A 12,491-nucleotide genomic window follows, 5' to 3' on the forward strand; every position below is an offset into this window, starting at 1 on the left:
GTGATTTTTAAACCTAGTCGCTAGCTGTATATTGTTTATTCACTAATATGCTTATATCCCTTATTTCTCCAATGCTTTTTGTATTTGTGGGTTCAGTTTAGTAAATTTTCAATAACATGGCTTTCAATTTCTCCAAGAAACTTACTTTGCGAATCTATTTGACTGTATATAATTAGATCTTCCTTTGATCTGGTCACTGCTACATAAAAAAGCCTTCTTTCCTCTTCTTCTCGATCTTTTTTCCTTCCTCTGGTAGCAGGCTCAAAAATATCAGGATTCTCCTTTCTACAAGGGAAACCATATAGTCCATCTACAACATTGAGCAAAAATACAACTCTTGCTTGCAAACCTTTACTTGCATGAACAGACATAAAACGAATCTTTTTATTTAATCTGTTTTCAAAGGAAATGGGTACATCATAAGTTTTAGAATATTCTTGTAACTTCTTTTTCATTATAGGACTATTTGCTATCCTCGACAGGATCATAATATCTTCTTCCTGGTACCCTTTTTGCAAATAACCATTTATAGTAATTACACAATGTTGAGCAATTTGCGTATAGTAATCATTCACAAAGTGAGAGTTGTGGATTGAAATATAAACTCTTATAGGCTTTATACTATTATTTTGAGCAATGGCATCCTTTTTAAGCTGAGCATCTCCGTTATGCTTTATAATTTCTGCTCCCGTATCCACTATTGATTTGCAGCTTCTATAGTTCACAGTCAGGTAAGTTACTGCAGGATGGTCGAAATACTGATCAAAATGAACGAAAAAATCAAGATTCGAACCAGAGAAGGCCATTATACTCTGCCAATCATCCCCCACACAAAAAAGTTTACAACCATCATTTTTTTCTATTAGCGATTTGATGAGTTCATATCTTTGCTGACTGATGTCCTGATATTCATCAACAAGAATATGGTCAAACCTATTTTTGTATAGACTTCCATTTTGCTTGAGATTTTTGACTGCAAGATTTATCATATCTGAGAAATCGATTTTGTTCTCAGCCCGCAGTCTGTTCTCGTAACTTGAATAAACGTTAAGAGCTATATTCGCAAATTCTATTTGCTTTGGAGACCAAAATTCATTCTTAATTCTTTGTTCTATTTCTGCCGGAGTTAAATTGTATGTTTTGGCTATAGTTATAAAGTTACCAATATGATGAGGAAGATATCTTACAGAAACTACGCACTCCTCCCATACTCTGTTCACAAGCTTGTCATATGCAATATGTGTAAACTCAAAATTTTTTCCAGGGTTTTTTTCATTTAATGCTTTTAGCAGTCTGTCTTTCAAAATCTCAATGAAATTTATTTGTATATAATCTTTATTTGATGTTTCTACAAGCAAATATTTTTCTTGCTCTGCAAATTTCTTCTTTTTTTGCTCCATGCCTTCTTTGTAGTCTTTTGCAGGATTCTTCCCTTCAAACCATTCAGGAACGTTTCCGTATTCGTCTATAGCCCAGTGTTCAAGATAAATATTATAATCCGGGAAGAAAAAATCAGGTTTCGGAATATGAGTATCTCCATTTTCCTTCTTATACTCCATCCATTCAGCAGGACGTTCGTATAGAACTTTCACTCTTTTTCCATTTAGATCATGAGTTACAAAAAAGTTGAGAATCTCTCTTTCAGCTTCACTTTTCACTTTGGTACCATCTAAGGCCGTATAAGTTAAATTTCGCATATATTCGTAATATTGCTCTTTTTCATCAAAATCCGATTTTGACTTACGTATTTCGCTGTCTCCATATGCTTTCATATAATTAACAATCTCATTTTGAAACATATTGTCTTTTGTCTTTTCATTAAAAATTGTAAGGACAAACTGTTGCTGCTCAGTCTCATCAGCAATTCGAGGTGCATCCATACCTGAATCCCTGTATGATTCCATTAGAATTTCACGACCCAATGAGTGAAAAGTTTTAATCTTGGTGTCAAAACCAAATCGTGAGTCTAATCTATCATGTACTTCTCGAGCAGCTTTATTTTGAAAAGCAAGAACAAGAATTCTTTCAGTATCTATTGTATCCGGTTTACGTTCGATTAAATAAGCTATTCTTGTAATCAGGACTTCTGTTTTTCCTGAACCTGCTCCCGCAACAACTAAGTTATGAGTATCGTCCGTTACGACTGCAACCTTTTGAGATTGATCTAATGGGAAAGAAGATTTCTTGAACAAATAGTCATATCTTGATATTCGCTTTTCAATAAAATCACTATTATTGTAGTTTTCAAAAACATCTTTTATCGAGGTAATTTTTTGAATAGATTCATCAATAAAACTACAGAACTCATCACTTAAAACTATTTTTTCCTCCTCGAAAAGTTTAAGGTCCTTTAGGTATGAATTACACTTTTCGACGAACTTTACTCTTTTATGATATGTAAAATAGGTATGAGTTATTGAATAGCGATCATTAATCAGTTCCTCGATTCGAATTTTAGTCTCTGCTTCAATATTGTCTAAAATTTTTCCTTTTATTGAAGCAATGTTTTGAAAAGACTCTTCAATAAAGTCATTGAATTCTTCATTATGAATTATTTCATTTTTCTTGAGAATTTGGAGATTGTCCAAGTATGAATTACATTTTTTGATAAATTTTACTTTTTCATAATGTGTAATACATTTTTCAGGAACAACCATTAGTTTTTTGGATTGATCTTTAACCCATTTCTCAATATCACTTAATATTTTTCCTCTAATTGAAGCAATTGCTTGAATAGAACTGTCGATGAAATTATTAAAGTCATAATTAAAATGTATTTCATTTTTCTCTAGAACTTGGAGGTCCTCTAGGTATGAATTGCACTTTTTGACCAATTCGACTCTTTTTGCAATATATGTACCATCTACCGAACCACTATTACCAATAATTAACTCATTAATTCTAATTTTAGTTTCTTTTTCGATATTATCTATTATTTTGTCATTAAGTGAAGCAATCACTTGAATGGACTTATTAATAAAAACATTGAAGTCATCATTAAAATGTGTTATATTTTTCTCGAAAACTTGAAGGTCACTCAGGTATGAATAGATTTTTTTGACTAATTCGATTCTGTCGGGATAGGTAATATATTTATCAAATGTATTAGTATTTTTCAAATCGTCGATTCGGATTTTAGTCTCTGCTTTAATGTCCCCCACGATTTTTGTTTTTATTAAAGCAATTGTTTGAATAGATTCTTTAATTGAGCTATTGAAGTCGTTATCAAAAAGTGTTTTATTTTTATCAAGAACTTGAAGGTCATCCAGATATGAATTGCATTTTTTGACTAATTCAATTTTTTCATGGTATGTAATAAATGCATCAGTTGGATTATAGTTATCATTGAATTCTTTTGTACGAACTTCATGCTCTTTTTCAATATTACTGATAATATTTTGTTTTAATGTAATTAGTTCTTTCTTTTTCTTCTTAGCACTTTTAGCTATGAATATACCAATGATTAAAGGGATTAATAGTATACCCGCAAATATCAGACGATCCTGCCGTTTGGTTTCTGATACTAAGGATTTAAGCTGTTCTATTTTTTCGTATGACATCATATTTACCGACTATGGAACTGAAAATAAACTGGGCTTACAATTGTGGATCTAAAAACTTTTTCTTGTAAAATGATTATAATTAATGTCATACTTCTTTAAGTGAAGCTTAGACGCTTCTATCTCATAAAAATTTGCTAACTTAAATATGTTTCCTCAGTATAACTCATATATTTTCTGTACATATGTAAAAAAAGTCATGTCTATATACTTTCCTTGTTTTTCGAACATTCCTCACCTTAAGCTTTCCGTATATGGAATTTGCTAAAAAATCGGCTCTGTAGAATACTTGAGCTTGTTTCAAAACTCCTACTATTCTTCTTTTGACTCAACAGGCAAACAATGAAAGCTCTGTGAACTATAATTAAATTCCATTCAACAGAACTTTGATTAAATGAATGCAAAATGAGTTTTAAAACCACTTCCTTATTAAAATCAACATTATTAGCTTGGAATGGAGCGATATATACAGACATTTTTGAAAATCAATTTGGTTAGTTCCTCGAAAAGAGAGGATTTCCACAGATCCAGATATTCCAAATCGAAACCAAAAGGGATATATATTATTTCGTATATCGTAATATTCGGTAGACAAAATATTCTGGAGAAATGAAATTTGGATGAGAATGCTCTGCTTCACAGGATCATCGACATTATTCACTACAAAAATGAATACCAGCTTCAGACTTCTGGTATTCCTTCTCAGGAGATGTATGTACTCGAGAGGATATACCTGCACAGCAACATACTTTCAAAAGACATTTCTAACAAATACAATATTTCTCCCTCCACGCTTACGGGGATCCTTGACAGGCTGGAAAATAAGAAGCTTATTGAAAGGTTGAGAACGAACAAGGATCGAAGGTCCATAGAGCTGATTGCCACTGAAAATGGAAAGGCGGCTGTTCAAAAGCATGTAACAGAGGATCAGATGTTTGCAAGGAATCTGTTCGATAGTCTGGTACCTCAGAAAAAAGAGCAGCTCAAAGCACTTCTTGAGGAACTGCTTGAAAATATCGATGTAGGATCCCTGTTCTCTCCAAAGAGCCAATAGGAAGGAGGTATTGCATTTTGCCGTTGCTCTATTTTAGGAACGTGTCTTTTGCTAACGATGGTAAGGACATTCTAAGGAACGTATCCTTTGTTGCTGATGCTGGAGACTTTATCTCTATAGTTGGTCCATCGGGTAGTGGTAAAAGTACATTGCTCAGACTTTGTGGTCATTTGATCAGTCCGACAACCGGAAACATATTCTACAAAGGCGTAAATATGACCGGGTATAGTCCGACGGAATTAAGAAAAAACATATCTTATTGCTCCCAAACCCCTTACCTTTTTGGCAATAATGTGAAGGATAACCTCGAATTTCCTTTCTCTATCAGGAATATTCCCTTCAACGAAAGCAGAGTAAAAGAACTATTCTCATTGTTCAATATACCCCCTGTTTTTCTGAATTCCGATGTTCAAAACCTCTCCGGGGGCGAAAAGCAAAGGATATCGTTGATAAGAACCTTATTGTTCCTTCCTGAAGTTCTGCTGCTGGACGAGGTTACTTCTGCCCTTGATGCGGAAAATACACGCATGGCGGAGGATGCGATTTCTTCTCTGAACAAAGGAGGAATTACTGTTCTGTGGATCACACATGATCCTGAACAAAGCCAAAAGTATGCAAATAAGATCATTACCTTAGAAGCAGGCGAGATAAAGTCTCTGGAGGTTTTAAAATGAATGGTTCAGTAGCTATTGATAGTACATCTTTGCTCATTGCTTCTTCTCTTGTGCTGGTGTCTTTTTATCTCTCATACTCACAAAAGCTGGGACTTGAGAAGGAAACCCTGATCAGTGTTGCAAGGGCTGTGGTCCAGCTCGTTATTGTAGGATATATCCTTGAATACATATTCGGTCTTAAAAGCCCCCTTTTTACAACTATTCTACTTCTTTTTATGACCTTTAACGCTGCATACAATGCCTCCAAAAGAGGAAAAGGCATCAAACAAATATTGATCATATCGTTCGGTTCCATTTCTATAGGTACTGTGGTGACACTTTCTGTACTTGTATTCTCGAGGACAATAGCGTATGAGCCTTATCAGGTCATTCCCGTGAGCGGTATGATCATCAGCAATTCCATGGTAGCACTGGGGGTATGTTATAAGCAGCTCTTGTCTGATTTCAAGAGCAAAAGAGAGGAAGTGGAAACAAAACTGTCTATGGGTGCGGATATCCTGCCTTCTTCCATAGGAATTATACGGGATGCCATAAAAACTGGTATGATCCCAACAATAGATTCTGCAAAAACATTAGGTGTTGTATCACTTCCGGGAATGATGACGGGATTGATACTTGCCGGAATATCTCCCATAGAGGCAATAAAATATCAGATCATTGTGACTTTTATGCTGCTTTCGACCACTTCTATTTCATCATATGTGGCTTGCTACCTGTCCTACAGGAACTTTTTCAATAGCAGAAAACAGTTAATGTCGATTAAATGAACGTAGGGTATAGTATTTGAAAAATGTTTCTTCGAGTCAAAGGGAAGCAGGTATCTATGGGATTACCTTTCTTTTTAACCAAACATATATATTCAACTTATTGAGTTTATCAGACGCCTTATATAGGTCACAATCATCAAATCAAATTCGGTACGATCATTTATGGATATGAGAGAAGCTGTCAAAAAAGCCATTCACTATGGTACGATACAAAGCATACTGCAATACTACATATGTCCTGAGGAATGTGAAGCACATTGCTGCAAGAATGGCCAGATCCATATTTTTGAGGACGAGTACAGGAATTTCTCTCAGATAGATCCTGAAAAGGCAAAGAAGATACAGAGCGAGATGCCTGCAAGTCCTCTTTACAGGATAGAGACGCCTTGTTCCTTTTTAAAATCGCATGACAGGTGCGGCGTCTACTATGAGCGTCCCATTGTGTGTGGTTTGTATCCATTTAAGGTAAACACTTCAGGCACTTCCATAGGCTTGCAGCCATGTCCAGTGGGTTTCTTGATCATCAAGGAATTTGCGTTATGGATGATATCCAATGTATCAAAAACAGGTATATCTGAGGAAGAAAAAGCTAAAGTTATAGCAGAGTGGGAAAAAACCATTGAATCCTATGCTGAGGAACTTTCAGGGTTCCACATGAAGAACACTTTAAAAGAGATACAGATTCCATTCGATGAACTGGAAATGTTTGCCATGTACATGTCATCGAAGGACCTTCCGAAGATAAATGCAGGTGTGGATCTAGGATAGTATTTTTTATGTCCAGACTGGTCCACTAAAAAAGAGTATTTACGCTGTATTTTCATTAACGTAATTCTATTTTATAAATATCTTTGAGAGCAGAGTAGTTTTCTTTTATATAAGGATAAATGCTGTATGGCTGGAACGCTGCTATGGGCTTGAAAACCATTTTATATCAGCTGAAAGAACATTAAACCATGAAACAATCGATTGGAGCAAAGACACTTGCATTCCCGACACCAACCTGGGTTGTGGGTACCTATGATATGAATGGAAAGCCAAATGCCATGACTGTAGCCTGGGCTGGAATCTGCTGTTCTAACCCTCCATGTATCACCGTATCTTTAAGGAAGGCTACCTATAGCTATGCCGGCATCATCGAAAATAAAGCGTTTACCGTAAGTATTCCTTCCGAAGATTATGTAAAAGAAGCTGATTACTTTGGCCTCGCAAGCGGAAAGAATGAAGATAAATTCAAGACAGCTGATCTGACTCCAGTAAGGAGCGATCTTGTAGATGCTCCTTATGTAGGAGAGTTCCCTGTAGTTCTTGAATGCAAACTGCTCCACACATTTGAAATAGGGCTTCATACCATGTTTGTTGGAGAGATAGTCGATATCAAGGCGGAAGAATCCGTACTTGACGAAAGCGGAAATCCTGACATAGAGAAAATCCGGCCTGTTATATATGGAACAGGGAATAGAAGCTACTACGGCATGGGACGTAATATTGGAAAAGCTTTCTCGATAGGGGAAGGTTGCAGAGCGACCAAAAAGTGATGAGATAAAGGGTCCGTGGACCTTCTTTATTTCAAGATCAGGATTTAAGTGGATAATTTTCTGGATCTACTGTAGGATGTTGATATGAAGCACCTATTAGCCAATCCATTTTGATCATCGAGTATTCTACATAGCTAATATGGAGATATAATATGGGAAAAGAGAGGAAATTGTTTCTGATTTTACTAATTGCATGTATCTTTGGAACGATAGCTGTACTACCTTATACTCTCACTCTTCAAGGAGAATTACTTCAGAATTTACCTGTACCTTTGCACGTTCTCCTGGCTGCTCAGCTTATCCAGAGTGTGGTCCTGTTTGGTCTTGCTATCTTTGTTGGCCTTCATCTTGCCAGGAAAGTTGGACTTGGCCTTCCGATACTTGAAAGATGGCTTGAAGGCAGGGAAGTTAAAAGTTATTTAAGATCCATACTTGGGATATCAATTGGGCTTGGAATCCTCGCTGGTATTCTTATAATCGGACTGGATTATTTGTTTTCCTTTGCCGGCGTACCGATCAATCTAGCACAGGCTTCAATAAATCCTCCGGCATGGCAGGGCTTCCTTGCATCGTTTTATGGCGGGATAAATGAAGAGGTCCTGTTAAGATTATTCATAATGACTCTTATTGCATGGATTATCTTTAAACTCAAAAGAACAGAAGAAGGCAATCCAACAAATATAGGTATGTGTTTAGCTATTGTTTTAGCCGCAGTTATCTTTGGCGCTGGCCATTTACCAGCAGTAATGGCTATAACAACACTCACACCGCTGGTTATTGTCCGTACCATTACTCTAAATGCTGTTGGTGGAATTATATTTGGATGGCTTTATTGGAGAAAAGGTTTAGAATCGGCTATGATCTCGCATTTCTCTGCGGATATAGTTTTGCATGTGATTTTACCATTGATAGCAGTGATTTGAAGCAGCATATCTTATATTTTCGTTTTTATACAATCGCTGATGAATGTTATTAATATTTTGTACATGGCACACAGTAGTGTTTCCAAATATAAATGCCATGTAATTACGATAAGTGTATATATTAACACTCTCCTTTTTTTAATTAGGGTGTGCGTTTCGTGTACGAATTTTCCACGGGCAGAAGCGGGTGTTTAAGAAGTATAACTTTTGTTTCTATTGTAGCTTTTATTTTGTTACTTCTTTTACCAATGGCATCAGCCAGGGATTATTCTCTTGAGAGTGCCGATGTGAATGTCACAGTATCATCTGAGGGTATAGTGCATGTGCAGGAATCGCTCACCTATCACTTTGATGGCACATTTTCTGAGGTATATAGGCAGGTGTACCCTCCTCCTGGCGGGTCCATAGAGAACATGCAGGGTCATTTAGATGGTTTTTCATCTGATTTTTATGTGACTGAAGTCTATGGAGGCTACGAGCTTGTATGCAAGTTGCCGTCGCCTACTCCTGAACAAGTGACATTTGTTACTTCATACGATTATTATGGTGGCCTCAAAGTATACAACGATGTTTCGGAGCTGCATTACAAATTCTGGGGAGACGAATGGGAAAAGCCTCTAAAAGGTCTCACAGCAACAGTAACGGTCCTGCCTGCCAATAGCTCTGATATAACATATTGGATCCATCCGGATGACTATACCAAAACAGCAGTCATAACCGGCAATACGATCACAGTGCAGGCCGATGATATTCCTGCGAACAGCTGGTACGAGATAAGAGTTATCTTCCCGAGGCTGGCTTCGCCTGGTCCTAGATATGTGAGCCTGTATGATCAGAATGCTAAGTTTCAAATATTCCGGATCGAGTCCCAATACGCACTGAAACAGAAGGCTCTATATCTGGTCTTCATAGTATACGTACTTCTGGCATTATCTCTTCTTTTAGCTCCGTTCTATCTATACTTCAAATATGGAAGGGAACCTGACATTACGTATGCAGGTATCTATGAGCGTGAACTTCCTTACGATTCAAAGCCTGCTGTAGTCAATGCCATGATAAAAGATGATGTAGGGAACCCAACGATAGATGGGTTTGCGGCGACTGTAATGGATCTGATACACCGGGACTACTTAAGGATCGATGATGGCAATCCCAGGGATATCGTGCTGCATATTACCGGCCAAGAGAGGGAGAAAGGAGATTCTCCAGGACTTCTTGACTTCGAGCAGGATGTTCTGGACCTCATAGTACAGCATTCTGAAGGGGGGCAGCTGCATTGGAAAGAGTTCCAGTCCAAGCTCAAAAAAGGTACATCCTTCTACAATTTCATAAATTCATGGAATAAAAAGGTGAAGGCTCATATAGACCTTGAGAAGCTGTTCATAGAAAAAGGTGCCACAACAATGGACTATTTCGCAGGCATACTTTTTATTGTCTCCCTGCTAAGTCTTTTCGCAGTTCCTTGGCTGGGTGACTCATCTGCATATCCGATAATTGAAAAATTGGGTTTCATGCCAATAATTGTTGCATTCGTTTCACCTGTTGTGCTTGTCCTCAATGCCAAATACCGGACCTTTCTGGGCAGATGGACTCCGGAAGGTAAGCTTTACGTAGAGCGCTGGAAGAACTTTAAGAAATATATCACGGACTTCTCGGATCTGAGGGAACATCCTCCGGGTTCTGTGAAGTTATGGGACCATTATATGGTCTATGCTATGGCACTTGGTGTGGCTGAAGAGGCACTCAAGAATATGTCTGTCATAGTTCCCAAAGTGGAATTCAGGGCGAGCCATTTCCATAACAGGGTATATATTACAGGTTATTCATCGGACTTCAGCCACGCTTACCAGAGATCAGCTCCCAGGTCCTCGTCAGGAGGAAGCCATGGAGCAGGTGGTGGTTTTGGTGGTGGCGGAGGCGGTGCCAGATAAATTAAGAACGGAGGGAAAAGGATGGTATTGGATATAATGTGGATATTAGGCGTAGTTCTTGTTATAGCGCTACTTATTGCAGTGTTTGTCTTTTCTGTATATAACAAACTCATAACTTTACGTAACAGAGTGGAAAATGCATGGGCGCAGGTAGATGTTCAGCTTAAGAGAAGGTTTGATCTGATACCCAATATCGTTGAGACAGTGAAAGGTTATGCAAAACATGAGAAATCTGTGTTTGACGAGGTCACTAAAGCCAGATCTGCATGGATGTCTGCATCAACTGTCGGTGAGGCCGCACAGGCTTCCAACATGCTATCAGGTGCACTGAAGTCCTTATTTGCTGTTGCAGAGGCTTATCCTGAACTTAAGGCTAATGAAAACTTCAGGCAATTGCAGGATGAGCTCTCTCAAACTGAAGATAAGATCGCATACAGCAGACAGTTCTATAATGATACTGTTATGAAATATAATATTTCCATCCAGCAAATACCTAACAACATAATCGCAGGGATGTTCCTTTTTGAAAAGAAGGAATTATTAGAAATTGCCGAAGAGGAAAAAACAGCTCCAAAAGTGAGTTTTTAAAAAACTCCCTTTTTTGCTATCATTGTTGATATCCGTGTTCATTTTTATCATTTCAATTGATTTAGGAAATTAGGTATTTGACGAAATTCTCAGATCGCTTACTGCATTCAATAACTAGATATAGTTTAATTATTATTCTGGAAATATATTCTGGAATCGATAAGCAATGAGATTAAATCTGATCCAATTTCTATCTTATTCTCCCCTTATGATGTCAGGTATTTTTATACCCGTTTTTGCAGCTTCTCTGGGAGCTTCATATTTTGAAGTCGGTCTTATAAGCGCTTTCTATGGTTCGGCTTCTTTCATTTCATCTTTTATTTTTGGTAAGGCTGCTGACATAAATCGCATACGTCCTATTATTCTAACAGGTCTTGCAGTTTCAGCAGTTTCTTTTTTTCTGCAGATATTTGCTTATAATGCTTCATCACTTGCTGTGATTCGTGCAATGGTGGGTTTCAGTGTGGGGATATATCCTGCTGCACTTATTGTCAGTATCTATTACAATAAAGGAAGTATAGGTAAGTTCAGTTCATTCGGTGCTCTTGGGTGGATGGTAGGTTATGTACTTGCAGGATTTATAGGGAATATAGAGTACCTCTTCATATTGTCTTCACTTTCATTCTGTATTGCGTTCCTTGTTGCGTTAGGACTTATAGAAGTAGAAAAGCCTTCAATTCATGTGAGTTATTTCTCTCTGGAGGTATTCAGGGAAAACCTCGATACTTATCTGTCTGTGTTCATCAGGCATGTAGGTGCAGTTTCAGTATGGACTATCATGCCTTTGTACCTGTCATCACTGGGTGCTTCTAATTTCTGGATTGGTCTCATTTATGCCATTAACCCGTTGATCCAATTTCTTATCATGCGCAAATTGGACAATTTCAATAATGGATGGTTGATGAAATGGGGTTTCATAACATCAGCTCTTGCCTTTGGCAGTTATTTCTTTGCATCTAACTACTATTTTATTATCCCTGGTATGTTTCTTGTAGCCTTTGGATGGTCCTTTATGTATGTAGGTGCAAATCAATTACTGGTAGAGCGTACTATTGAAAAAGCCAGTTCCACAGGTATATTAAGTTCGATTATATCTGCTGCTAACATTGTAGGAGCTCTTTTGGGTGGTGCAATTCTTGAAGTCTTTGGTTTTCGGGAAACTATGGTCTTTGCAGTTATTTGTTCCATTGTAGCTATGGGAATTTTTCTCCATATGAACCGATTCCCAGAAGCTGCTAAATTAGGATGAGATGGTTATGCTATCTGTTTTTCCATTTTTGGAGTCGGAGTTCCAAATATGGAATGTAAGCACGTATCTGTTAATTGCAGGCGGCAAAACTCCTGTCATTTATCATCTAGGATGAAGTAAAGGCTATAAATCATCAGGTATTTGAGATGTTTTGATCTCAATCTCTTTAATTACAATTGCCCCATCCCTTGATTTTATCCTCACTTT

The 12,491-nt window shown here is 37.4% G+C and carries 10 protein-coding genes; 9 read left to right on the plus strand and 1 reads right to left on the minus strand.

What is annotated here, in order from left to right; genetic code table 11:
- Positions 1–92: 92 nt before the first annotated feature.
- Complete coding sequence (locus ACC612_RS01320; RefSeq protein ID WP_371852652.1) at positions 93–3,560, minus strand: UvrD-helicase domain-containing protein; 3,468 nt, start codon at positions 3,558–3,560, stop codon at positions 93–95.
- Between the two features lie 616 nt (positions 3,561–4,176).
- On the opposite strand from ACC612_RS01320, the gene ACC612_RS01325 reads away from it, so the two are divergent.
- The 9 genes from ACC612_RS01325 to ACC612_RS01365 all read left to right on the plus strand — a co-directional run bounded on the left by ACC612_RS01325 (position 4,177) and on the right by ACC612_RS01365 (position 12,284).
- Positions 4,177–4,614 carry a MarR family winged helix-turn-helix transcriptional regulator gene (locus ACC612_RS01325; protein ID WP_371852653.1) on the plus strand — a complete coding sequence of 146 codons (438 nt, stop codon included), beginning with the start codon at positions 4,177–4,179 and terminating at the stop codon, positions 4,612–4,614.
- 17 nt (positions 4,615–4,631) lie between these two features.
- A complete protein-coding gene (locus ACC612_RS01330; RefSeq protein WP_371852654.1) occupies positions 4,632–5,288 on the plus strand; it encodes an ATP-binding cassette domain-containing protein in 657 nt (218 codons plus the stop codon).
- Positions 5,285–6,055 carry an iron export ABC transporter permease subunit FetB gene (gene fetB, locus ACC612_RS01335; protein ID WP_371852655.1) on the plus strand — a complete coding sequence of 257 codons (771 nt, stop codon included), beginning with the start codon at positions 5,285–5,287 and terminating at the stop codon, positions 6,053–6,055. Before ACC612_RS01330 ends, fetB begins: the two co-directional genes overlap by 4 nt.
- A 168-nt stretch (positions 6,056–6,223) precedes the next feature.
- Positions 6,224–6,823: a YkgJ family cysteine cluster protein gene (locus ACC612_RS01340; RefSeq protein WP_371852656.1), complete on the plus strand. Its 600-nt coding sequence runs from the start codon at positions 6,224–6,226 to the stop codon at positions 6,821–6,823.
- A 188-nt stretch (positions 6,824–7,011) separates the two neighbouring features.
- Complete coding sequence (locus ACC612_RS01345) at positions 7,012–7,593, plus strand: flavin reductase family protein (RefSeq protein ID WP_371852657.1); 582 nt, start codon at positions 7,012–7,014, stop codon at positions 7,591–7,593.
- 152 nt (positions 7,594–7,745) lie between these two features.
- Positions 7,746–8,516, plus strand: coding sequence for a CPBP family intramembrane glutamic endopeptidase (locus ACC612_RS01350; RefSeq protein WP_371852658.1), 771 nt, complete (start codon positions 7,746–7,748; stop codon positions 8,514–8,516).
- Positions 8,517–8,674: 158 nt separating this feature from the next.
- Positions 8,675–10,447 (plus strand): DUF2207 domain-containing protein, encoded by a 1,773-nt coding sequence (locus tag ACC612_RS01355; protein ID WP_371852659.1) that lies wholly within the window; start codon positions 8,675–8,677, stop codon positions 10,445–10,447.
- A gap of 21 nt (positions 10,448–10,468) precedes the next feature.
- On the plus strand, positions 10,469–11,035 hold the full coding sequence (locus ACC612_RS01360) for a LemA family protein (RefSeq protein WP_371852660.1): 567 nt from the start codon (positions 10,469–10,471) through the stop codon (positions 11,033–11,035).
- Between the two features lie 166 nt (positions 11,036–11,201).
- Positions 11,202–12,284 (plus strand): MFS transporter, encoded by a 1,083-nt coding sequence (locus tag ACC612_RS01365; RefSeq protein ID WP_371852661.1) that lies wholly within the window; start codon positions 11,202–11,204, stop codon positions 12,282–12,284.
- Positions 12,285–12,491: the final 207 nt, after the last annotated feature.

The sequence above is a fragment of the Methanomethylovorans sp. genome, from assembly GCF_041447285.1.
GTDB lineage: Archaea > Halobacteriota > Methanosarcinia > Methanosarcinales > Methanosarcinaceae > Methanomethylovorans.

What these genes read in the sequence shown, in the direction of transcription:
- ACC612_RS01320 (WP_371852652.1), bottom strand. Translation starts at nt 3,560, where the DNA reads ATGTCATACGAAAAAATAGAACAGCTTAAATCCTTAGTATCAGAAACC.
- fetB (WP_371852655.1), top strand. Translation starts at nt 5,285, where the DNA reads ATGAATGGTTCAGTAGCTATTGATAGTACATCTTTGCTCATTGCTTCT.
- ACC612_RS01340 (WP_371852656.1), top strand. Translation starts at nt 6,224, where the DNA reads ATGAGAGAAGCTGTCAAAAAAGCCATTCACTATGGTACGATACAAAGC.
- ACC612_RS01345 (WP_371852657.1), top strand. Translation starts at nt 7,012, where the DNA reads ATGAAACAATCGATTGGAGCAAAGACACTTGCATTCCCGACACCAACC.
- ACC612_RS01350 (WP_371852658.1), top strand. Translation starts at nt 7,746, where the DNA reads ATGGGAAAAGAGAGGAAATTGTTTCTGATTTTACTAATTGCATGTATC.
- ACC612_RS01360 (WP_371852660.1), top strand. Translation starts at nt 10,469, where the DNA reads ATGGTATTGGATATAATGTGGATATTAGGCGTAGTTCTTGTTATAGCG.
- ACC612_RS01365 (WP_371852661.1), top strand. Translation starts at nt 11,202, where the DNA reads ATGAGATTAAATCTGATCCAATTTCTATCTTATTCTCCCCTTATGATG.